This is a genomic window from Flavobacterium sp. KACC 22758, from assembly GCF_028736135.1.
Taxonomy (GTDB): domain Bacteria; phylum Bacteroidota; class Bacteroidia; order Flavobacteriales; family Flavobacteriaceae; genus Flavobacterium; species Flavobacterium johnsoniae.
Map to the genome: position 1 here is coordinate 119560 of NZ_CP117878.1, position 21708 is coordinate 141267.

Annotated in this window: 21 protein-coding genes; 15 read left to right on the forward strand and 6 right to left on the reverse strand. The window is 33.4% G+C overall.

The genetic code is table 11. From position 1 onward, the window contains the following. Window positions 1-13 precede the first annotated feature (13 nt). The 10 genes from PQ462_RS00595 to PQ462_RS00640 all read left to right on the forward strand — a co-directional run bounded on the left by PQ462_RS00595 (window position 14) and on the right by PQ462_RS00640 (window position 11978). Window positions 14-502: an IPExxxVDY family protein gene (locus PQ462_RS00595; RefSeq protein WP_012023224.1), complete on the forward strand. Its 489-nt coding sequence runs from the start codon at window positions 14-16 to the stop codon at window positions 500-502. A gap of 5 nt (window positions 503-507) precedes the next feature. Further along, the gene (gene pyk, locus PQ462_RS00600; protein ID WP_274251982.1) at window positions 508-1941 is read left to right on the forward strand and encodes a pyruvate kinase; all 1434 of its coding nucleotides are present in this window, start codon (window positions 508-510) and stop codon (window positions 1939-1941) included. Window positions 1942-2384: 443 nt separating this feature from the next. After that, the gene (locus PQ462_RS00605) at window positions 2385-4052 is read left to right on the forward strand and encodes an arylsulfatase (protein WP_274251983.1); all 1668 of its coding nucleotides are present in this window, start codon (window positions 2385-2387) and stop codon (window positions 4050-4052) included. Window positions 4053-4117: 65 nt separating this feature from the next. Further along, the gene (locus PQ462_RS00610; RefSeq protein WP_274251984.1) at window positions 4118-5134 is read left to right on the forward strand and encodes an HAD family hydrolase; all 1017 of its coding nucleotides are present in this window, start codon (window positions 4118-4120) and stop codon (window positions 5132-5134) included. Window positions 5135-5228: 94 nt separating this feature from the next. Next, on the forward strand, window positions 5229-6044 hold the full coding sequence (locus tag PQ462_RS00615; RefSeq protein WP_274251985.1) for a hypothetical protein: 816 nt from the start codon (window positions 5229-5231) through the stop codon (window positions 6042-6044). A 99-nt stretch (window positions 6045-6143) separates the two neighbouring features. Then, the gene (locus PQ462_RS00620; RefSeq protein WP_274251986.1) at window positions 6144-7541 is read left to right on the forward strand and encodes a DUF2252 domain-containing protein; all 1398 of its coding nucleotides are present in this window, start codon (window positions 6144-6146) and stop codon (window positions 7539-7541) included. A 274-nt stretch (window positions 7542-7815) separates the two neighbouring features. Then, window positions 7816-8394: a DUF4136 domain-containing protein gene (locus tag PQ462_RS00625; RefSeq protein WP_274251987.1), complete on the forward strand. Its 579-nt coding sequence runs from the start codon at window positions 7816-7818 to the stop codon at window positions 8392-8394. Between the two features lie 131 nt (window positions 8395-8525). Next, complete coding sequence (locus tag PQ462_RS00630; protein ID WP_274251988.1) at window positions 8526-9719, forward strand: helix-turn-helix domain-containing protein; 1194 nt, start codon at window positions 8526-8528, stop codon at window positions 9717-9719. Between the two features lie 47 nt (window positions 9720-9766). Further along, on the forward strand, window positions 9767-10735 hold the full coding sequence (locus tag PQ462_RS00635; protein WP_274251989.1) for a SphA family protein: 969 nt from the start codon (window positions 9767-9769) through the stop codon (window positions 10733-10735). A 55-nt stretch (window positions 10736-10790) separates the two neighbouring features. Continuing rightward, a complete protein-coding gene (locus tag PQ462_RS00640) occupies window positions 10791-11978 on the forward strand; it encodes a BamA/TamA family outer membrane protein (protein ID WP_274251990.1) in 1188 nt (395 codons plus the stop codon). 93 nt (window positions 11979-12071) lie between these two features. On the opposite strand, the gene PQ462_RS00645 is transcribed toward PQ462_RS00640, so the two are convergent. Together PQ462_RS00645 and PQ462_RS00650 are read right to left on the reverse strand one after the other, a co-directional pair. Then, window positions 12072-12932 (reverse strand): CPBP family intramembrane glutamic endopeptidase, encoded by an 861-nt coding sequence (locus PQ462_RS00645; RefSeq protein ID WP_274251991.1) that lies wholly within the window; start codon window positions 12930-12932, stop codon window positions 12072-12074. Between the two features lie 77 nt (window positions 12933-13009). Then, window positions 13010-13807 (reverse strand): helix-turn-helix transcriptional regulator, encoded by a 798-nt coding sequence (locus PQ462_RS00650; RefSeq protein ID WP_274251992.1) that lies wholly within the window; start codon window positions 13805-13807, stop codon window positions 13010-13012. Window positions 13808-14051: 244 nt separating this feature from the next. Here PQ462_RS00650 and PQ462_RS00655 point away from each other — a divergent pair, with 244 nt between their 5' ends. The 4 genes from PQ462_RS00655 (at window position 14052) to dcm (ending at window position 17591) form a co-directional block, all read left to right on the forward strand. After that, on the forward strand, window positions 14052-15248 hold the full coding sequence (locus PQ462_RS00655) for an aminopeptidase C (protein ID WP_274251993.1): 1197 nt from the start codon (window positions 14052-14054) through the stop codon (window positions 15246-15248). Between the two features lie 161 nt (window positions 15249-15409). Then, a complete protein-coding gene (locus tag PQ462_RS00660; RefSeq protein ID WP_274251994.1) occupies window positions 15410-15883 on the forward strand; it encodes a very short patch repair endonuclease in 474 nt (157 codons plus the stop codon). Between the two features lie 72 nt (window positions 15884-15955). Then, window positions 15956-16240 carry a DUF6471 domain-containing protein gene (locus tag PQ462_RS00665; RefSeq protein WP_274251995.1) on the forward strand — a complete coding sequence of 95 codons (285 nt, stop codon included), beginning with the start codon at window positions 15956-15958 and terminating at the stop codon, window positions 16238-16240. Then, window positions 16215-17591 carry a DNA (cytosine-5-)-methyltransferase gene (gene dcm / locus PQ462_RS00670; protein ID WP_274251996.1) on the forward strand — a complete coding sequence of 459 codons (1377 nt, stop codon included), beginning with the start codon at window positions 16215-16217 and terminating at the stop codon, window positions 17589-17591. The genes PQ462_RS00665 and dcm overlap by 26 nt, the downstream gene beginning before the upstream one ends. Here the strand turns inward: dcm and PQ462_RS00675 are convergent. Both PQ462_RS00675 and PQ462_RS00680 read right to left on the reverse strand, forming a co-directional pair. Then, the gene (locus PQ462_RS00675) at window positions 17588-18532 is read right to left on the reverse strand and encodes a DpnII family type II restriction endonuclease (RefSeq protein WP_274251997.1); all 945 of its coding nucleotides are present in this window, start codon (window positions 18530-18532) and stop codon (window positions 17588-17590) included. The genes dcm and PQ462_RS00675 overlap by 4 nt on opposite strands. 209 nt (window positions 18533-18741) lie before the next feature. Then, window positions 18742-19131 carry a helix-turn-helix domain-containing protein gene (locus tag PQ462_RS00680; RefSeq protein ID WP_274251998.1) on the reverse strand — a complete coding sequence of 130 codons (390 nt, stop codon included), beginning with the start codon at window positions 19129-19131 and terminating at the stop codon, window positions 18742-18744. A 282-nt stretch (window positions 19132-19413) separates the two neighbouring features. Here PQ462_RS00680 and PQ462_RS00685 point away from each other — a divergent pair, with 282 nt between their 5' ends. Then, the gene (locus PQ462_RS00685; protein WP_274251999.1) at window positions 19414-20112 is read left to right on the forward strand and encodes a hypothetical protein; all 699 of its coding nucleotides are present in this window, start codon (window positions 19414-19416) and stop codon (window positions 20110-20112) included. A 69-nt stretch (window positions 20113-20181) separates the two neighbouring features. Here PQ462_RS00685 and PQ462_RS00690 read toward each other — a convergent pair whose 3' ends face one another. Together PQ462_RS00690 and PQ462_RS00695 are read right to left on the reverse strand one after the other, a co-directional pair. Next, window positions 20182-20508 (reverse strand): DUF4870 domain-containing protein, encoded by a 327-nt coding sequence (locus PQ462_RS00690; RefSeq protein ID WP_274252000.1) that lies wholly within the window; start codon window positions 20506-20508, stop codon window positions 20182-20184. 168 nt (window positions 20509-20676) lie between these two features. Then, complete coding sequence (locus tag PQ462_RS00695; RefSeq protein ID WP_274252001.1) at window positions 20677-20958, reverse strand: GIY-YIG nuclease family protein; 282 nt, start codon at window positions 20956-20958, stop codon at window positions 20677-20679. Window positions 20959-21708: the final 750 nt, after the last annotated feature.

A 21708-nucleotide genomic window follows, 5' to 3' on the forward strand; every position in this document is an offset into this window, starting at 1 on the left:
GATTTTTCATGACATGGCTATTCATAGATTGGATTTAGATGAATTTGACGAAATTGATTATTATTTAATGGCAATTCATACTTCATTAGAAGATTATAGATTGGCCTATTTTATCAATAAGAACCTTCCGATTAACTTAAGTAAGAGCAAAAACGAGATCCATGCTCAGACTAAAGAAGGTGAGGCAAATTTTTCGAGATTTTATTATTATGATTCTGAGAAAGCTGTATCATGGAATTTGATTCAGAATAAAAATGAGATCATTTCTGTGAGTACAAATGATTTCCAGAATTTGTTTTCTAATGAAACAAGTGAGGTTTCTACAACAATTCATTTACTTCCTGAATTCAAAAAAGTAGATTTTTTCCTGAAAATCGATAACAGCGAAGAGGCTGTTGATTTTTCAGAAATTCAGCAAAAACTAAATTCAATAGAAAGTATCGCAGCAATATATGCTGTAGATACCAATAAAATAAAATCAAAAAACAATCTAATTTTTTAAAAAAAATGTTAACAAATAAGAAAACCAAAATTGTTGCTACACTTGGGCCTGCCTGTAGTACAAGAGAGATCATTAAAGATATGATTGATGCAGGGGTTAATGTGTTTAGAATCAATTTTTCGCATGCAGATTACGAAGGAGTAAAAGAAAAAATTGACATCATTAGAGGATTAAACGAAGAGTTTGGTTATACTACAGCGATTCTTGGAGATTTGCAGGGACCAAAACTTAGAGTTGGTGTAATGGAAGAAGGTACTGTTGTACACGATGGAGATGAAATTACTTTTACAACTGCAGAAGATATTATCGGAAATGCAAAAAAAGCATTTATGAAATATCAGAATTTCCCAAATGATGTAAATGTTGGAGAGCGTATTTTGCTTGACGATGGTAAACTTATTTTTGAAATTGTTTCAACAGATAAAAAAACAGAAGTTGTTGCTAAAGTTATTCAGGGTGGAGAATTAAAATCTAAAAAAGGAGTTAATCTTCCAAATACAAAAATTTCTTTACCAGCTTTAACTGAAAAAGATATTGCTGATGCCATTTTTGCAATCGAACAAAAAGTAGACTGGATCGCACTTTCATTCGTGAAAACACCGCGCGATTTACAAGATTTGCAAGAATTAATCGCGAAGCATTCAGAATATAAAATTCCAATTATTGCTAAAATTGAAATGCCGGAAGCTCTTGAGAACATGGATAAAATTGTAGCATATTGCGATGGTTTAATGGTAGCTCGTGGAGATCTTGGTGTTGAGCTTCCTGCTCACGAAGTTCCATTGGTACAAAAAGATTTGATCCGCAGAGCAAAAACTGCTAGAATTCCTGTTATTGTTGCTACACAAATGATGGAAACAATGATTACAAGTTTAACTCCAACAAGAGCAGAGGTAAACGACGTTGCTAACTCAGTAATGGACGGAGCAGATGCAGTAATGCTTTCTGGAGAAACTGCTACAGGAAACTATCCAGTACAAGTAATTCAAAGAATGGCGCAAATTTGCGAAGCTGTAGAAAACTCTCCGCTTATTCAAGTACCACAAAATACGCCGCAAATTAAAACTAAACGTTTCGTTACTAAAACAGTTTGCCACCAAGCAGCTTTATTAGCAAATGAAATCGAAGCTAAAGCAATTTGTACTTTAACAAACAGCGGTTATACAGCTTTCCAAATTTCGGCTTGGAGACCTTCAACGGCTCATATTTTAGTATTTACTTCAAACAGAAGAATCTTAACACAATTGAATTTATTATGGGGAGTTAAATCTTTCTACTATGATAATGAAGAAAGTACTGACGATACTGTGACAGATGTAAATCAAATTGCAATTGAAAAAGGTTATGCACAAAAAGGAGATTATTTAATCAACCTTGCTGCAATGCCAATTAAAGAGAAAGGAATGGTTAACACCATGAGAGTTTCTGAGATAGAATAGTTTTCTGTAAAAGATCCTAATATTTTTAAAAGCCATCCGATGAATCGGATGGCTTTTTGCTTTTATACCCCTTAGTCAGGATTGTTTCAGATTAAACTTTTAAAGCAAAAAAATCTAAACTCATGTTTTTAGTTGATGCTCCAAACCATAAAATAAAATGGTTTGAAGCACGATAACGCTTTTTTGATGTTGCAAGTTATAATTTGCAACAATGTAGTGTCTTAAAAACAAGGTTGTTAGGTTTTTAATTTTTTAATTTTGATATCCTTAACAAAACGTTAAAAAAAATTACTGTTGAAATTTCCCCTTATTTATCCAACTGTAAAATGCTTAATAAGCTGCTTTTTTAGTATAGGTTATTTTCTATAAAATGTGAGTAGAAAAATTAGTTCGATTACATAAAAAAACATTATACAACGAATTTATTAACAAATCTTATTACCATGAAACAAAGTAAACTTAGAAATGCCTTAATGCTTTTTGCATTAGTATGCTTCACAATTGTTCAGGTGAAAGCTCAAAATAAAAAAGTCAATATTTTAGTGTTGTGGGGCGATGATATTGGAACTACCAATATTAGCGCCTATAGTGACGGACTTATGGGATATACAACCCCGAATATAGATCGTTTAGCTAATGAAGGATTACGTTTTCTTCATTATTATGGAGAACAAAGCTGTACAGCCGGGCGTGCTGCTTTTTTAACAGGACAGCACGGTCTTAGAACCGGACTTACAAAAGTAGGTTTCCCAGGTGCGCCAATGGGTATGAGTCAATTAGATCCTTCTATAGGAGGTATCATGAAAAGTTTAGGATATGCAACAGGCCAGTTTGGTAAAAACCACGTAGGAGATCGTAATGAAAGTTTGCCAACGGTAAATGGTTTCGATGAATTTTTTGGAAACCTGTATCACTTAAATGCTGAAGAAGAACCCGAATTACCAGATTACCCTAAAGATCCTGAATACTTGAAAAAATTTGGACCAAGAGGAGTATTAAAATGTACTGCAACTAATGTTGATGATGCGACTACTGACCCGCGTTTTGGAAGAGTAGGAAAACAAAGAATTGAAGATACAGGTCCATTGACTAAAAAAAGAATGGAAACCGTAGATGACGAAACATCTGCTGCGGCTATCGATTTTATAAAAAGACAAAATGCAGCAGGTAAACCATTTTTCTGCTGGTTTAATGCTACTCGTATGCACTTGCGTACACATGTTAGACCAGAACACAGAGGAAGATATACGCACGGAGACAGTGAATATATCGATGGTATGATAGAACATGATGAAACAATAGGAAGCATTTTAAAAGCATTAGACGATTTAGGAATTGCTGATAATACAATTGTGGTTTATTCTACAGATAACGGACCACACATGAATACTTGGCCAGATGGAGCCATGACACCTTTCCGTTCAGAAAAAAACACCAACTGGGATGGAGCTTTCCGTGTACCATGTCTTGTTCGATGGCCGGGTGTAATTAAACCTGGAACTGTTACAACTGAGTTGATGAGTCATAATGACTGGATTCCAACTTTTGCTTCAATTGCTGGAGAACCCGATATTGTAAATAAACTTTTGAAAGGGTATAATGCTAATGGAAAAACCTATAAAGTACATTTAGACGGTTTTGACCAAAGCAATTTCTTACGTGGTAAAACACAAAAAAGTGCAAGAGATAAATTCTTTTATACAGATGATGACGGCCTTTTAGTTGGTTTAAGAGAAGGAGACTATAAATATGTTTTTGCAGAACAGCGTTTAGGCGGTACAATGGGGGTTTGGGCAGAACCTTTTACTAAACTGCGTTTGCAAAAAATATTCAATTTATACCAAGACCCTTTCGAAAGAGCAGATATTACTTCAAATACATTTTGGGACTGGCAGATGAATCATGTGCAATTAATGTATGGTGCAATACAAGATGTGGTTGTATTTGCAGAAACCTTTAAAGAATATCCTCCAAGATCAATTCCGCCTAGTTTCTCTGCTTACACCATTATGGAAGAAGCAATGAAAGATATCAAGGCACAAAAATATATCGAGAAAAACGTTCTGCCTAAATTAAAAGAAGAAGAGACAGAAACGAAAAAGAAAAAATAAAGAAATATAAATTTTAATAGAGCTTGAATCCCTGTTTCAAGCTCTATAAATTAAAAATCAACACCATGACGTATAGAAAAATTTATGTATTAGCACTGCTGCCTTTTTTTCTTTTTTCCTGTAAAAACAAATCAGAAGAAGCGGTAAGTGTTAATCCAAAAGACAGTTCTGCAGTTATAGTCGGCGATCCGCTGCCAAGCTGGAATAACGGACCTTTAAAAGAAGATATTATTTCTTATGTAGAAAAAGTAACCAAAAAAGGCAGCCCGGATTTTATTCCTATAGAAGACAGAATTGCCACTTTTGATAACGACGGAACATTATGGGCCGAAAAACCGTATGTTCAGGAATTATTTGCTTTTTATCAGGTAAAAAAAATGGTTGAAGCCAATCCGGCATTGGCACAAAAGCAGCCTTTTAAAGCCGTGATCGAAAAAGACAAAACTTACTTTGAAAAAGGCGGAGACAAAGCACTTATACAACTTGTTGGTGCAACACATACCGGAACGACAGAAGATGAATTTGAAACCTCGGTTAATACTTTTTTTAAGGATGCAAAATATCCTGGAAAAAATGTTCCCGTAAAACAAATACGCTATCAGCCTCAGCTGGAACTGTTAAATTATCTTCGCTCAAACGGGTTTAAAACCTATATCGTAACCGGAGGAACAATAGAAGTGGTGAGAGCAATATCTCAGGATTTTTACGGGATTCCAAAAGATCAGGTTGTAGGTACTTCTTTCAAATACAAATACGATGATGCGAAAAATGCAGTACAAAGAGAACCGGCCTTAGATCATTTTAATGATAAAGAAGGAAAACCTGTAGGTATACAACTCCATATTGGCCAGCGCCCTGTTTTTGCCTGCGGCAACGAAGGCGGAGCCGGAGACATTGCCATGCTCAAATATTCGCAGGGAAATAAATATCCTTCATTTCAGCTGCTTGTAAACCACAACGATTCTATTAGAGAATACAGCTACCAGGAAAAAGATAATTTGTCCTTGAGTACAGCGGCAAAAAACAAGTGGCATGTAGTAAGCATAAAAGACGATTGGAAAAAGGTGTTTGCAGATAAATAATTTTGAATTAGTTAAGATTAATGAGAGAGCTTTTGCTGGCCAAAAGTTGTTTCATTTTGATTTTGCGATGAATGATTTTCTTAAATGAATTATTATGAAACGAATTACGATATTATTTCTCAGTACAGTCTTTTTTATATTGTCATTTAATGTTTGTGCACAAGACGCACCGCCAAAAGAAGGAGCAAGTGCACAGGAATTGGCAGATAAACTGGCAAATCCGGTCGCAAGTTTAATTAGTGTCCCGCTGCAAAATAATCTTACTTACGGTATTGGTCCCTATAACGGAATAAAATATCAGATTAATATACAGCCTGTTATTCCATTTAAATTGAGTGAGAATCTAAACTTAATTACCCGTTATATTCTTCCTGTTGTAGATCAGCAGGATGTAACGGGAGAAAATACACACGAGTTTGGTTTAAGCGATGCAACAATAACCGCTTTTTTTGCTCCTAAAACGAAAGGAATCATCTTTGGGGCTGGTCCGGCATTTTTAGTACCAACTGCTACAGAAAAACTTTTAGGAACAGAAAAATTTGGAATTGGGCCAAGTATTTTGGTTATGCATCAGGGAAAAGGACTTTCGGTTGGTTTTATTGCCAATCAAATTTGGTCAGTGGCAGGAGCATCAGATCGTGCTGATTTCAATCAATTTTACACTCAGATATTTCTAACACATAGTTATAAGAGCGGTGCAAGTTTAGGAATCAGTTCAGAAATTACACAAAACTGGCATGGAAACACAACACTTATTACAATTAGTCCAAACGTTGGGGCAATCACAAAATTAGGCAGTCAGACAATGCAATTTGCTGTGATGCCATTAATTCCAATTGTAGGACATGAATCTATAAAACCCGATTGGGGTTTAAGAGCTGTTGTAGCATTTGTATTTCCGGGATCTTAAAACCGTTTAATAAAAAAATATGAACTCAGACCTTAATTAAAGATATGACATATTCCATGGAAAATTAGAGACGTGACAGAAGTAAAATAAATCATTCCTATGACCGAAAAAGCGGATAACAACGATATTTTATTTGATCCCACGGCATCAAAAACAGAACGCTATGAAAAAGGCAGAGCGATTAGAAAAATTGTGCCACGTTCCTCTCATCAGCAATATGTTCCGTTAGAAAATCGGGAAGATCCTGTTGACATTTTAATAAAAACCAGTATAGGAAGAATCGAAAGTTTACTGCCTATTCGATATACTAGAATGATGGAATCGCCTTTTGCATTCTTTCGCGGAGCCGCCGCAATTATGGCAGCAGATCTTGAACAAACGCCCAATACAGGAATAGATTTACAACTCTGCGGTGATTGTCATTTAATGAATTTTGGAGGATTTGCAACGCCAGAACGCAAACTGGTTTTTGATATTAATGATTTTGATGAAACTTTTCCGGGACCCTGGGAATGGGATGTAAAACGATTAGCGGCAAGTTTTGTTATTGCCGGAAAATGGAGAAAATTTTCTAAAAAAAATTGTAAAGAATTTGCCTGGAATGTTGCAGACAGTTACAAAAGACATATGCTGGATTACAGTAAATTATCGGCACTGCAAATTTGGTATGCCGATATTGATCTGGCAGAATTAATAGAATTAGGAAAAGATGAAGAGATAAAAGAGTTTCATCAAAAAAGAATAAAAAAAGCTGCGGAATATACAGCACATGAAAAAGAGTTTGCAAAGATGACATATCGTGATGGTGTGCGGGCAAGAATTAAAGACGAACCGCCACTGATTTATCATCCCTCAGGAAACGAAGAAGATCAAATTTTAAAAGACGCAGAAATAGTTCATAAACGATATTTAAAATCACTTCCAGAAGACAAACAGGTTTTATTAAGCCGGTATTCGATGCATGATTTTGCCATAAAAGTAGTAGGTGTAGGAAGTGTTGGTACACTCTGCGGTATTAGTTTGTTAATGTCGGCAACGGGAGAACCAATCTTTCTGCAGTTTAAAGAAGCAAGAAAAAGCGTTTTAGAACAACATGTAAAAGTAAAAGCTAAATACACGCATCAAGGCGAAAGAATTGTAATAGGACAAAAACTTATGCAGTCAGCCTCAGATATGTTTTTAGGATGGACAAATGACGACAAAGGCCGATTTTTTTATATCCGTCAGCTGAGAGATGCCAAGGTAAAACCGGTTCTTGAAATTATGAAAGAAGAAAACATGATAGATTATGCCAAAGCCTGCGGATGGGCACTTGCAAGGGCACACGCACGTTCTGGCGATCCTTCTATGCTTTCCGGATATATAGGAGACAGTAACGAATTTGCTAATTCAATTTCAAAATTTTCTCTTTTATACGCAGACCAAAACGAATCAGATTATAATAAAATGGTTACAGCAGTAAAAGAAGGCAGACTGCCAATTGCTGCAGAAATATAAATAAATACATTCATGTAGCTGTACAAGGTAAAAAATGAATCTGCTGTTTTATTTGAATGACAGAAAAAAGCATAAAAATAAATAAGTAAGAAATTTACATAATATATGATGCTAATTAAAATAAATGATTTATCTTTGAGTGTTTTGTAAACGCCTGTAATATAGTTCTTTGTGTTTTGATAACGCATTGTCGAAGCCTTTATAGTTCATTCAAGATTTTCAGAATTAATAATTTCGAGTTAAGCCAATTAATCAATAATTTAAATTCTACAAGATGAATATCAAAAGAACAAATCTTCGCATTATCCCAATTTTATTTTTGGGTTTAATTTACAGCTGTTCTCCAACTGTAAAAGTTACGACTGATTACGATCATGCCGCAAATTTTGGTGAATATAAAACTTTTGCAGTTTACGATTTAAAAGCACAACAAGGCCAGGTAAATCAGTTAAATGTAGACCGTGTTACTAATGCCATTCGTGCAGAAATGATAGCTAAAGGATTTACAGAAAGCAGTAATCCGGACTTAAAAGTAAATGCAGTTTCTATCCTAAAAAATAAAACTTCAGTATCTGCCGATACCAATTTCTACGGTTACGGCGGTATGTATAGACCATACGGATATTGGGGAGGCGGTGCCATGATGGGCGGCGCTAATACAACATTTAATACATACGATTATGTTGACGGCTCACTTGTAATTGATATTGTTTCTACAAAATCTCAAAAACTAGTGTGGCAGGGAATTGGTAATGCTGAAATCGACAGTAAGCCAGACAATCCGGAGGAATTTATTAATAACTCTATCAAAAAAATCTTAGCCGGTTTTCCTCCCGGAGCAGAAAAAAAATAATTAAAGTTTTTATAAAAAACAGCTGTACTTTTTCTAAAACAGGAAAAAGTGCAGCACTTATAAAAACACCTTATTTTCTTTTGATTTCTTCAAAAGAACAGAATATCTATTTATAATTTAAGATCAAAATTATGCAGGATATAGTACTTTCTCTTTTCTTTTTTATAGCTACAATCGTTGGATTTGCTACTTCATTTATGGTTCTTTTTTCAAAGAAAAACTATACTAAGAGTTTTTTCTTAGGACTATTTTTGTTTAGCCTTGCAGTTGTAAGTATTTACAATTTTTATTTGTCGGCACACGATTTTAAAGATTTTCCAGATCTTATCATGATCACAAAATCGTTTATATTTCTTGTTGCCCCGTGCGCATTTTTATACGTTCGGAGTGTATTGTTTCCGTGTTCAGCTTTTAAAAATTATGACTGGCTTCATTTCCTGCCATTTTTAATTTATTTCTCGCTTACAATTGTTGTTTGGATTGGAAACTTCACAAACTTTTATTCTGTTGAATACCTTTCTGTAAAAATAAAAAGTCCGTTTTCTATATTCAGCCTGAGTGTTTGGCTCTTATATGCTTTTTGCCAGACCATGATGATTTTAAATTATGATTTAAAAAAGTTCAAGGAAAATCATCTTCAAAAAATAAAAATTTTAAACTGGATCAGAGTTTACAATTTAATGATTCTGTTTTTGTTTTCTACACTTTTTGTGCACTTCTTTTTAATGAGCAAAGTCAACCGTATAGACTATTCTTGTTATGTTTTGATTTCGTCGGTGCTCATTTTTACGGTATGCTGGCTGTATTTTAAACCGCAGATATTTTATGATCAGCAAGAGATAGATGAGTTTAAGATTGTTGAAGAAAACTTAGAAATTTTTACATCGAAAGAAACTAAAAATTCACTCCCGATGGTCAAAGAATTCACACCTGAAAAAAAAGAATTGTACCTGTCTAAACTGGAAAGCATATTTGATTCAAAAAAACTCTTTTTAAAGAAAGATCTCGTGATTCGCGACATTTCAGAAGAAACCGGAATTACCGTAAATAATCTTTCTAATCTAATTAATTCAGAATTTAATTTACATTTTCAGGATTATATAAATCTAAAGCGAATCGAATATTTTAAAGAAAAAATAAACGATGCAGACTGGAAAGATTTATCACTCGAGGGAATGGCTTGGGCTTCTGGTTTTAAATCCAGAACAACCTGTTTTAGAGCTTTTATAAAACATACCGGAAAATCCCCTTCAGAATACTTCAGAATAATCAGGATTAGTCCTGAAAAAACAAATTCCTACTTCTTTAAACAATCTACAAACTAAAAATAGTTTGCTTAGGTTTTGAAGTGTAATTAATTAAAACAGAAACCATGAAAACGATAATAAATCAAAACCTTAAATCAATATTCCTATTATTCTTTTTTTTCGTTTGTTTTCTGGGAAATGCCCAGCTTAAAGGCGGTCATATTCTGGGGGCGATGGGTCTTCAGTCAGGAACGCAGACACCAGCCAATACACTCAGTGTTTATGTGCCGGGTTATTTATATGATGCATGTTCTTTGAGGGATGCCAACGGAGACAAATCGATTGCAAATCCAGATATAACCATGTTTTTAACAGGTGCCGGAGCCAATTATGTAAGCGATTTTAAAATTTTAGGAGCCAATTACGGAGCCACGATTTTAGTCGCCTTTGCCTCAAATACAATTCAGGGAAACACAATCGATTCTAAAAACTCGCTTGCTTTTACAGATATGTATGTACAGCCTTTACAATTGGGCTGGCATAACAAAAGGGCCGATTTTGTTTTCAGTTATCAAATGTATCTCCCAACCGGAAGATTTACAGCAGGAGCTTCAGATAATGCCGGTTTAGGAATGTTTATAAACGAATTTTCTGCCGGAACAACTTTGTTCTTTAATGATAAAAAAACGTTTCATTTCTCGGTTTTGGCATCGTATGAAATCAATAGCAAAAAGAAAGATACCGATATAAAAACCGGAGATATTTTAAGTGTAGAAGGCGGACTTGGTAAAACCTTTTATATGCTTAATGCCGAAAAAACAGCACCAAAATCTATTTTAAACGCAGGGTTAATTTATTATTTCCAATATAAAGTATCTAACGATAAAATTCCGGCGGGCAATTTTGTACTGGAACCAGACAAAGACCAAATTGGCGGACTCGGTGCTGAGGTTAATTATCTTCATATTGGCTGTATGACTTCTGCAGGTTTAAGATGGGTTTCAGAATTTGGTGCTGAAAGCCGTTTTCAGGGAAGTACTTTTTTCCTCACACTGGCACACGTATTTAGCTTATCAAAAGAAAAGAAAGGATAAGCAAAAGTTAGGTTGATGTTTTTTAATGAATACGATAAATTTTAAATTGACTTAAATGAGAAATATACATTCAGATTCTTTTATAAAAAACAGAAAACTTTTGCCGCAAATTATTTTCATTTCTGCTTTTTTGCTTTTTACTTTTCAAACCGCCATTGCACAGAAACAGCATATAAGTGTAAAAGATTCTCTGGACGGCGCTTTCGATTTAAGCGATTATATTATTTATGCACACGGTTTTATTGTGGTGCCAACCGTAATTACAGAACCGGCTTTGGGTGGAATTGGAGGTGCAATTGTTCCCGTTTTTCTAAAAAAACATGCTCCGGTTATTGACGAAAACGGAAAAAAACGTTTTATAAATCCCGATATAACAGGAGGAATTGGAATGTACACCGGAAACAAAAGCTGGATGGCAGGTGCGTTTCGATCTGGAACTCTTATAAAATCCAGGATATTATATCGTGTTATGGCAGGTTATGGCGATATGAATTTATCTTTTTATGCCAATAATATTCCAAATGCAAAAGATCAGGAATTTAAACTAAACTTTAAATCAACGATATTATATACCCAATGGCTAAAGCAGTTTAATAATCCAAAATGGAGCGCAGGACCGCAGTATTTGTTTTTAAATTCTAAAATCAACCTGCCTGATGTAAATCTTCCTCCGCCATTTGTAAAGCCGGGAGATATTAAAAGCACCATAAGTCAGCTGGGCGCTGCGATTCAGTTTGACGGACGCGACAATATATTTACACCAGATAAAGGAATACGGCTTCAGTCAGATTTCTTTTGGTCAGATGATGTTATTGGGAGCGATTACGATGCCTGGCGTGTCAATTTATCGGCTATAGGTTTTTATCCATTAACTAAAAAATTAATTGGCGGGCTTAGAGTAGAAGGAGAGCAGGCGTTTGGGAGTCCGCCTTTTTATCTATTGCCCGGAATCAATTTAAGAGGAATTCCCGCTGCTCGTTATCAGGGAAAAACCAGTATTGTTACCGAAGCCGAATTGCGATGGGATTTGTACCGAAGATGGAGTCTTATGGGCTACGGAGGGTTAGCAAGTGCTTTTAACGATTGGGACAAAGCTTTTGCAAAACCTGTAATTTATAGCTACGGAACAGGATTTAGATATTTATTAGCCCGAAAATTCAAACTCCGAATGGGTGTAGATGTTGCAAAAGGTCCCGAAGACTGGGCCTATTATATTGTATTTGGAAGCAATTGGCTGAGATAATTATTGATTGTTGATTGTAAAAATTAAATTCCCGATAATTGTTTATCGAGAATTTAATTATATCCGTGCACTTGCTTCGCTGGCGGCAAAAAATTATTTTTTCCAGTAAGGCAGAATGATTTTATTTTGTTTTTGGCTCAAAGCCAATAGTAAAATGGTTCCTAATGCACAAAATACAATTGCTTGTATTGATCCTTCGGGACCAAATTCTCCTCCGGTTATAAATTCCGGACCTTGTATTTTGGCTTCTAATAAACTGCTTGTTTTTTCGTTTCCGGATGTTATCGCTCCAAAAATTCCCGACTGTGTAAAATTCCATGCAAAATGCAAAGCAATTGGCATCCATAAATTACGGCTGTAAATAAAAGCAGCACCCAGCATAAAACCTGCAGTTGTAATACATATTCCGGAAATTAAGGTTCCGTGAGGATTCGCCAGGTGAAAAATGCCAAATAACACCGAAGAAATAGTAAGAGAAATATAACTTCCCAGTTTTTCTTCCAGAATTCTAAATATAATACCGCGTACCAATATTTCTTCGATAATGGCAACGGTAAACATTATGGCAAAAGGAATCAGGATAAACGAAACAGGATTAATATTTACAACACTGTAATTTCCGTTAAGGTACATTACTAAAATAGTAAAGGACTGTAAAACAAAACCAATCAAAATTCCAATGGTAAGATTTTTGGCAAGTCCATTTACAGAAAATTCCGTTATGGCTCTTTTATCGTATTTTTTAAAGAAAAGGATATAGCTAAAGATACAGGAGAAAGAAACAAAAAGCCCTTTTAAAAGATTTCGGTAGTCTTTTTCAAGTGGTGTTAAGGCTAGTAATTTTACGGCAATCTGCTGGCCAATAATAACAACAGTCATAAAAGTAAGCAGCGCAAGAACGATTTTGACAATAGGGAAATTGAATATTTTTTGTTTTCGGGTAAGGGTTTCCATTTGATTTATTTTAATGATTTATGATGAGACAAAAGTATCCCGCATTAAAAACAAAAAATAGAATGAAATTTGCCTCTTTATAATTTTTGAAACTGTTTTGGCAGAAATCCCGTTTGCGTTTTAAAAGTCCTTATAAAATGGCTTTGATCAGCAAATCCGCATTCGAGGGCAATTTCGGTTAAATTATTTTCGCTGGATTGTATCAGCGAAAGCGAACGGTTAATTTTTATACGACGCATATATTCGCCCAATGTGCATCCAAAATATTTAGGAAAATGCTTTGAAATCGTAATGGGGTTGAGGTTTAAAACCAATGCCAAATCCTGAAGATTGGGATTCTCGTTCCAGCAGTCGTTTAATAATTCATTTAGACTTTTTACCCAAAACGGACTTTTCTCAAATCGTTTCAAATGAGTATTGGAGTTCGATAACTGAGAGAACAACATTTTAATTGTATCGGCAGAAAAAGTATCGGCGGTAAGCGTTTCCTTAAAAATCTTTAAAATCAAAAACTTGGTAAAAGCTTCATTTTGAATTGATTTTTCGATAACTGCTTCGGAGATTTGAAGTTCCTTGATGAGGTTTTCTTCAATTTCAATATTAATATTTCGGGAAGGAAAAAGCGTATTTTGGTTTAAATGCAGTTCGTCGCTGTGATAAAACAAAAGTGATCCCGCGCCAACCGTTTCGCTGAAATTTTTTCTTTTCTCTGTCGTGCCGCCTTTTAAGAAAAGCGTTATATGTGCATTATTGTGCGAATGCCAGCCTTCGTAAACCTTGTTTTGGTATTCAGTTTCGACCACAGCAATTCCCTGCGCGGTATCAAAACTATTTTTGGTATTACCTAAGTATTTCTCTTTTTCGAGTTCGTACATTTCGGGATCTATTGCGTGGCATTTCTGGAACTAAAATACTATTTATTTTAAAACAAAAATTCAAAACTATTTTGATTCTACTGAATTAGTCGTTTTTATGTAATTTGTAAGATTTAAATGTATAATAAAAACATTGTATAAAGATTAACTGTTAAATAATAGTTTTTTTACCGAATATTTAATTGTTTTGTAACAAAAATATAATAAGGGCGACAAATTAGTCAACTATTTAAATCTTTATATTATGTATAAAAATACGATGAAATCAGTTTTTGCTGCATCTGCTTTTTTAGTGGGAGTAAGCGGCTGTTTTGCACAAGACATTTTGGTAAATTCATTAAAGTTAAATGCAAGTGATAAAAGTAAAGAGGCTTTTAAATTTACCGAAGTAGTTAACTTAGGAACTACATCTGTAAAAAACCAGGGTTCATCTGGAACTTGCTGGAGTTATGCTTCAAACTCGTTTTTAGAGTCAGAAATGATTCGTTTAGGAAAACAGCCTGTTGAGCTTTCTCAGGTTTTTTCGGCAAGAAATGTTTATGTAGAAAAAGGAATTAACTACGTTCGTATGCATGGAGCTGTTACTTTGGGCGACGGTGGTGCTTTGCACGATGTTACAAACATGTACAAAAAATACGGAGCAGTTCCTAGAGAAGTTTACACAGGATTAAACTACGGAACAGATAAAAATAAATTTGCAGAAATGGCAGCACTTATCGAAGGCGTTTTAGCTGCGGTGGTTAAAAATCCAAACGGAGAATTAACACCAAACTGGCAAAAAGCCTATGCAGCGGTTATCGATTCTTATTTAGGAAAAGTGCCGGAAAACTTTACTTATAAAGGAAAAAACTATACACCACAGTCTTTTGCTAAAGAAGTAGTAGGAATTAATCCAGATGAGTACATCGAAATGTCATCGTTTACAACATCTCCATACTACCAAAAAACAACTATGATGGTGCCGGACAACTGGTCATTTGATCAGGTTTACAACGTAAAAGTAAACGACATGACAGATGTTATCGACAATGCATTGAAAAAAGGATATACTGTAGCCTGGGCAACAGACGTAAGCGAGAAAAGCTTTAGCTGGAAAAACGGTGTAGCGTATGTGCCAACAAAGAAATTTGACGAAATGACTGCTGAAGAAAAAGCGGATATGTTTAACGGACCAAAAGCGGAGCCAGAAATTACTCCAGAAATGCGTCAGGCTGCGTTTGATAACTACACTACTACAGACGACCACGGAATGCACATTATTGGTCTTGCTAAAGATCAAACTGGAAAAGAATATTATATCGTAAAAAATTCTTGGGGAGAAACAAACGACTACAAAGGTTTCTTGTTTGTAACCAAAAATTTCGTAAAATATAAAACTACTGCCTTAATGGTAAACAAAGGCGGAATTCCAACTGATATTGCTAAGAAATTAGGGGTTTAAGTTTAAGTTAGTTTTTAATAAAATAAAAAAGCGCTGTGATCTTTGGATTGCAGCGCTTTTTTATTGAATTTGATATAATTATATAATAGTTTTTCTAAAATGATGTAATTTTAAAATAGAAATAATTTCCAATTTAGAAAACTTATCTAGAAGAAAATATCATGGAAAAGATGGATAAAAAAACAAGGATTCAAGTCCCTAGATTTAAAGAAGAAAATGGATTTTATACAACTCCAGAAAGGAGTAAGTTAATGTCTAAGATTAAATCAAAAAACACAAAACCGGAAATAAAATTAAGAAAAAAATTGTGGAATTTAGGATTTCGGTATAGACTACATAATAAACGATTGCCTGGAAATCCTGATATAATATTAGAGAAGTTTAAAATTGTGATTTTTGTTGATGGAGAATTTTGGCACGGATATAACTGGCATGAAAAGAAGTTGAAAATTAAAACAAATCGTGAATTTTGGATTCCAAAAATAGAAAGGAATATGGAAAGAGATATTGAAAATGATTTAAAGATTCGTACTTTAGGATATAAAGTTTTTCGATTTTGGGAACATTCTATTAAAAAAGATATTGATTTGTGTGTCAATGTTGTACAGGAGTATATTGATGAATTGGGAAATTAAATTTGAAACAAGGCGATCTTAAATTTGCATATATGATAATTTTTGTCTAAAATTGCAATATAATTCTTATATATGGAAAATTGGAATAATAAGGCTAAACGGCTTCTCAAATCCGAATTAATAAAAAGAGGAATTACAAATAGTGATTTAGCTCAATTATTAAATAGAAAAGGTATAGAAGAAACAAAAGCAAGTATTGATAGTAAAATAAGCCGAGGAAGTTTTAGTGCTTCTTTTTTTTTACAATGTTTGTCTGTTATTGGATGTAATAAAATTACAATAGAAGATTATGAAACAAATTATTTACTAGTAGCTGAACCAGAAACTATATATGAAAAAACTACCAATGAGAAATAATACTGTAAAATTTATAGATCTTTTTGCGGGTCTTGGAGGAATAAGACTTGGTTTTGAAAGTGCATTTAGTGCTTTAGGGTTTAACACAGAGTGTGTAATGACATCTGAAATAAAACCTTATGCAGTTAAAACTTTAAAACAAAATTTTGAGCACGATTTTTTTGTTGGGGATATTTTCCAAGTAAAAAATGAGGAAATACCAGACTTTGATTTTCTTTTAGGTGGGTTTCCTTGCCAGCCCTTTAGTTCAGGAGGAAGGAGGCAAGGTTTTCTTGATACAAGAGGTACGTTATTTTTTGAGATAGAAAGAATATTGAGAAATAAAAAACCTTACGGCTTTATTTTAGAAAACGTAGAGGGATTGGTGAAACATGATATTGAAAATAAACATGATAAAATAGGTAGAACGTTATCCACAATTTTATATAAATTAGAAAATGATTTAGGTTATAATGTTGCCTGGAAAGTATTTGACTCAGTAGAATTTGGACTGCCACAATCACGTAAAAGAATATTTATTGTTGGGACTAAAAAAGATTGTGTCGATTTAAGCGGAAATGATCCAGTATTTAATTCGTTAGATAGCATCTTGGAAAAAGGGTTGAAAACAATTGAATCTAATTTTATTACTAAAATATTCTCACATTTTGAATTAAAGGATTTGTATGGCAAATCTATAAAAGATAAAAGAGGGGGAGATAATAATATACATAGTTGGGATATTGGCTTAAAAGGAGAAGTATCTGACCAACAATCTTTTTTGCTTAATAAGCTGTTTAAGGAGAGAAGAAAAAAACAATGGGCGCAAGAAATTGGTATTGATTGGATGGATGGTATGGCTTTAACTTTAGAACAAATAAATACTTTTATTGATGTTGATAAAAAAGAACTTTACGAAATGTTGGAAGATCTTACGAAAAAAGGGTATTTAAAATTTGAGCATCCTAAAAAATTAGTTAAAGAACCAACAGAAGATGGTGTTAAAACTTACAGAACTTATGATACAAGTAAACCAAAAGGATATAATATTGTTACTGGTAAATTAAGTTTCGAAGTTAATAAAATTTTAGACCCTAATGATATTGCGCCAACATTAGTTGCAACTGATGTCTCGCGTTTAGCTGTTCCTGATGGTAACGGTTTAAGAAAGTTAACTATTAGAGAAGGTTTGAGATTATTTGGTTATCCTGAATGGTATGTTATTCCAACAAAAGAATATGATGCATTTGATTTGCTTGGTAATACTGTCGCTGTTCCTGTTGTTGAATTTGTTGCATCACAACTAGCAAAGAATTATTTGTTATATTCAGATTTTAATGTCGAGATAAATAAGGTTTCTCTTTGTGGTTAAAGCTTAGGTAAATAATTATCTAAAATATTGTCGAGAATATGAAGGTTTTTTTGGTTGAATACAAAATCACTTGCATCGTATATTCGATGTAAATCATTTTGTCTTCCAACCCATCCAAATCCATCGCAATAATTCAACATTAGAATTTTGTTATTCCTATGATTGGCATTATGTTTCATTAAAATAGAGTAAAGCTCTACTAATTGGTCTGCTCTTTTTGATTGTCCACTACCAGTTGTAATGTTGTATGATGATTCAATTAATATTATAGGAGAATTGACATTTGGTATTAAAATGTCAATGTTTTTATTGAATAATGGAAATTCTTTTTGAATTTCATATGTCAAATTTTTATTGACACTGGCTTTATATGAATCTAGTTTTTTTTGAATTATTTTTTCGACATGCGTTCCTATTCTATTTGAATATTTTCCTTGAATTTCGTTATCATTTAAAATTCTTTCGACATATTTATGATTCTTCAGGTCGTTTATAAATTCTTGATTGGTTAATTTGAAATTTCTCATATAATAAAGAGGAATTTCCGATCCAATTATGGAATTTCTTCCATCAATAAAAAAATCTATTAAATTGTTTTTAAAAATACTGTCAGATTTTATAGTGCTACTAATTTTTTTAATGTCCCATTCACTTTTAAAGACTTCATTGTAGAATCTATACCTAACAAGAGATACTACTCTCTTTAATCTTTCTTCTGAAAGGCCTATTAGGGATATGAATGCTTTAAGTTTAATAATTGGAGGAAATTTATCGTTTGTTGTTAAGAATTCACTTAAGCTTTCAGGATTAGAGAATTTATGACAATTTTCATTTATGAATTTTGTTAATGGTTCGATTGATAAAAGAAAACTATTGTCAAATTCATCATCAATTACAAATGACATTGTATTTTTCCATATTTCGAATGATAATTTCTCCATATTGTTTTAAGTTAAATTAAATGAGAAGGTCTTGTGGATTTTTTTCCACAAACTCTGTAAATATAAAAATTTATTTGGTGATTTTTCTTAACTTAATATTTGCTGTTAAAAAAAAACTATATTCTTACTATTAAAAATTTTTGAAATAAAAAAGAGCTTCTTTTTTAAGAACCTCTTCGTATTTTATATAATAATATATTATTTTTAATCTACTTCCCTTTCAACAACTTCTCCAAATACTCAACCTTATCTTTTTCAGCCTGAACCAAACGTTCGAAAAGCTCAACCATTTTATCAAGTGGATTGAAATTACAGTTATATGCATTTCCATTTACAACATTGCTTTCATGATAAGTATTTCCAATAATATTTAAAACCGCTTCTTCGGAAAAATTTTTAATTCCTTCAACAGAAACACCTAAAATTTCAGCAATTGCCTGAAGCTTTTCATCATCAATTGTTTCGCTGTTTTCAATAATCGAAACGGTTTGCTGGGTTATGCCTAAAGCCTGCGCCAATGCTTCTTGTTTCATGTCACGAAGTTCACGAATACGGCTTATTTTGCGTCCTATATGGTTGGGTTTGGTAAGTGTGCTCATAATTCAAAGATATTTAAAAAATCGTGAAAATGTATTTGTGCTGTAATTTACAAATGTGAATTTTTGAGATACATTTTCTGTTGTCTCACGAAAGCACAAAAATACAATTTTTCGCACAGCTTACTATTAAAAACTAAAATTATAAAGCAGCCGGTGGTTCTTTAAAAAGCAAATTGCACACTTTATCGTTTTTCCGGGCAGTTTATAGTTAAAATAAATCATAACTAACACAAAATCAGTAAATTTATATGATTTTTAATACAGTACGAAATCCAAATCATCATGAAAAGGTATGCAGCATATTTTACTATTATCGCAAGTGTTTTTTCTATAAGTAGTTTTGCCCAGACAAATTATACGATTATCGATGCAGAAACTAAAAAAACAGCTTCAAAGTTTGATGACAAATCAGATGAAGATCTTATTATTGATTCTTATCTGGTTGTAGAAATAATCAATATGCCTTTTGGTAAACGTACAACCAAATACGAAGTATCAAAACTCGATATGGTATATACAAACGATTTAGGACCAAATAACACCAGAACCGTCACACCAATATACAGAAAGAAAAAAGTAAGATCTGCAGGCGCTGTTCCTCCAAAAGCAATTGCCGATGCCAGCGTAGAGATTCAGCCCGTAGAAGTTGAGGTTACGGCTCCCGCATATACAGAGAAATTCGTTAAGGTAGATATTTTAGACACCTACGCCAATGTTTTAGACAAAGGCTACAAATCTATAGAAATGCTCAAAAAAGTCGCAGACAAGCGGTATTTTGAAAGCGATTACGAAGCCTCGGCAAAATACTATGCTGAGTTAATAAGCCTCGATCCAGATTTAGAACCAGTTTATTACTTTAGATACGTCGAATCTTTAAAAGCAATTAATCAAACGGATAAGGCTAATGAAGCGATGCTTTTATTTGAAAGTAAAAATGTTGGCAATGATGTGATGAAACACAGTAAAGTGGCGAGAAATTAAGCTAAATCAGAATAAAAAAAAAGACGATCATTTGATCGTCTTTTTTTTATATATCTTTCTTAAGCAGGATTAGCTGATAAAACCAAACTTGTTTTCGAAAAGTTTCCCAATTAAAGGAAGCGGAGTTTCTTTTTCTTTACTTGCGTTAATTGCTCCAATAATTAAAAGGATTAAAAAAACTAAAGACACTAAACTTAAAATTAAAACTAAGGCAGGAACTATAGCAGCAAGTATTTGAATAATGACATTGTAAATAATTGCTGTAATCCATAATCCAAAGCTTTGTTTTAAGTGATATTTCACCAAAGGATTTCTAGGCATTTTTGATGAAAAAAAAGATACTAACCAGCCTATTATGGTTATATAAGATACAATTGCTAATGTTTTGTTGTTCATTTTGACAAATATTAAATTTAATTTTTGCGCAAAATTATAGACAGCGGCTTTTTTAATTAGGCCGTATAGGTTTTTAATGTATTAAAATAAGACTTTTTAAATGGAAGTTTTTTTTCTAAAATGAAACAATATGGTTTGCACTTTTGTTTTGACAGTCTGATTAAGATTTTATTTGTACTTCTCTTTGAGTCTAGAAATAATATCCGGATACTTAATAAGGTTTTCGACATAGGTTTTGCTTTTCATTTTTTTAATGTGTTTTTCAATAGCCAGACCTTGTGTTTTGTTTTCGCATTCTATTTTGAGAAATAATTCCCAATCTTGAGCATTAGCAGTAAACTTATGTGATTCGGCGTTTTTATGAAACTCCATTCGCACATCAAAATCAGAAGTAAATCCAATGTAAAATCGGTTTAATTTGGCAGAAAAAAGAATGTAAACAATGTTCATAAATATTACTCAAAATTTGAAAGTTCTTTTTATAAAGCTCCCCCTCTTGGTCTCGAACCAACCCCGATAGCTATCGGGGCTCTGATTAACGCCAAAAAAAAATACCACTTAGAATTTGTAAATTCTTTTATAAGATTCCCTCTGGTCTCGAACCAACCCCGATAGCTATCGGGGCTCTGATTAACGCCAAAAAAATACCGCTTAGAATTTGTAAATTCTTTTATAAGATTCCCTCTGGTCTCGAACCAACCCCGATAGTTATCGGGGCTCTGATTAACGCCAAAAAAAAAATACCACTTAGAATTTGTAAATTCTTTTATAAGATTCCCTCTGGTCTCGAACCAACCCCGATAGCTATCGGGGCTCTGATTAACGCCAAAAAAAAAATACCACTTACAATTTGTAAGTTCTTTTATAAGATTCCTCTTGATCTCGAATCAACCCCGATAGTTATCGGGGCTCTGATTAACGCCAAAAAAAAATACCACTTACAATTTGTAAGTTCTTTTATAAGATTCCTCTTGATCTCGAATCAACCCCGATAGTTATCGGGACTCTGATTAACGTCAAAAAAAATACCACTTACAATTTGTAAGTTCTTTTATAAGATTCCTCTTGATCTCGAATCAACCCCGATAGTTATCGGGACTCTGATTAACGTCAAAAAAAAATTACCACTTACAATTTGTAAGTTCTTTTATAAGATTCCTCTTGATCTCGAATCAACCCCGATAGTTATCGGGACTCTGA

What these genes read in the sequence shown, in the direction of transcription:
- PQ462_RS00640 (WP_274251990.1), top strand. Translation starts at nt 10,791, where the DNA reads ATGAGAAATATACATTCAGATTCTTTTATAAAAAACAGAAAACTTTTG.
- PQ462_RS00615 (WP_274251985.1), top strand. Translation starts at nt 5,229, where the DNA reads ATGAAACGAATTACGATATTATTTCTCAGTACAGTCTTTTTTATATTG.
- PQ462_RS00690 (WP_274252000.1), bottom strand. Translation starts at nt 20,508, where the DNA reads ATGAACAACAAAACATTAGCAATTGTATCTTATATAACCATAATAGGC.
- PQ462_RS00685 (WP_274251999.1), top strand. Translation starts at nt 19,414, where the DNA reads ATGAAAAGGTATGCAGCATATTTTACTATTATCGCAAGTGTTTTTTCT.
- PQ462_RS00650 (WP_274251992.1), bottom strand. Translation starts at nt 13,807, where the DNA reads ATGTACGAACTCGAAAAAGAGAAATACTTAGGTAATACCAAAAATAGT.
- PQ462_RS00645 (WP_274251991.1), bottom strand. Translation starts at nt 12,932, where the DNA reads ATGGAAACCCTTACCCGAAAACAAAAAATATTCAATTTCCCTATTGTC.
- PQ462_RS00660 (WP_274251994.1), top strand. Translation starts at nt 15,410, where the DNA reads ATGGAAAAGATGGATAAAAAAACAAGGATTCAAGTCCCTAGATTTAAA.
- PQ462_RS00635 (WP_274251989.1), top strand. Translation starts at nt 9,767, where the DNA reads ATGAAAACGATAATAAATCAAAACCTTAAATCAATATTCCTATTATTC.
- PQ462_RS00665 (WP_274251995.1), top strand. Translation starts at nt 15,956, where the DNA reads ATGGAAAATTGGAATAATAAGGCTAAACGGCTTCTCAAATCCGAATTA.
- PQ462_RS00610 (WP_274251984.1), top strand. Translation starts at nt 4,118, where the DNA reads ATGACGTATAGAAAAATTTATGTATTAGCACTGCTGCCTTTTTTTCTT.
- pyk (WP_274251982.1), top strand. Translation starts at nt 508, where the DNA reads ATGTTAACAAATAAGAAAACCAAAATTGTTGCTACACTTGGGCCTGCC.
- PQ462_RS00620 (WP_274251986.1), top strand. Translation starts at nt 6,144, where the DNA reads ATGACCGAAAAAGCGGATAACAACGATATTTTATTTGATCCCACGGCA.
- PQ462_RS00655 (WP_274251993.1), top strand. Translation starts at nt 14,052, where the DNA reads ATGTATAAAAATACGATGAAATCAGTTTTTGCTGCATCTGCTTTTTTA.
- PQ462_RS00605 (WP_274251983.1), top strand. Translation starts at nt 2,385, where the DNA reads ATGAAACAAAGTAAACTTAGAAATGCCTTAATGCTTTTTGCATTAGTA.
- PQ462_RS00625 (WP_274251987.1), top strand. Translation starts at nt 7,816, where the DNA reads ATGAATATCAAAAGAACAAATCTTCGCATTATCCCAATTTTATTTTTG.
- PQ462_RS00695 (WP_274252001.1), bottom strand. Translation starts at nt 20,958, where the DNA reads ATGAACATTGTTTACATTCTTTTTTCTGCCAAATTAAACCGATTTTAC.
- PQ462_RS00675 (WP_274251997.1), bottom strand. Translation starts at nt 18,532, where the DNA reads ATGGAGAAATTATCATTCGAAATATGGAAAAATACAATGTCATTTGTA.
- PQ462_RS00595 (WP_012023224.1), top strand. Translation starts at nt 14, where the DNA reads ATGGCTATTCATAGATTGGATTTAGATGAATTTGACGAAATTGATTAT.
- dcm (WP_274251996.1), top strand. Translation starts at nt 16,215, where the DNA reads ATGAAAAAACTACCAATGAGAAATAATACTGTAAAATTTATAGATCTT.
- PQ462_RS00680 (WP_274251998.1), bottom strand. Translation starts at nt 19,131, where the DNA reads ATGAGCACACTTACCAAACCCAACCATATAGGACGCAAAATAAGCCGT.
- PQ462_RS00630 (WP_274251988.1), top strand. Translation starts at nt 8,526, where the DNA reads ATGCAGGATATAGTACTTTCTCTTTTCTTTTTTATAGCTACAATCGTT.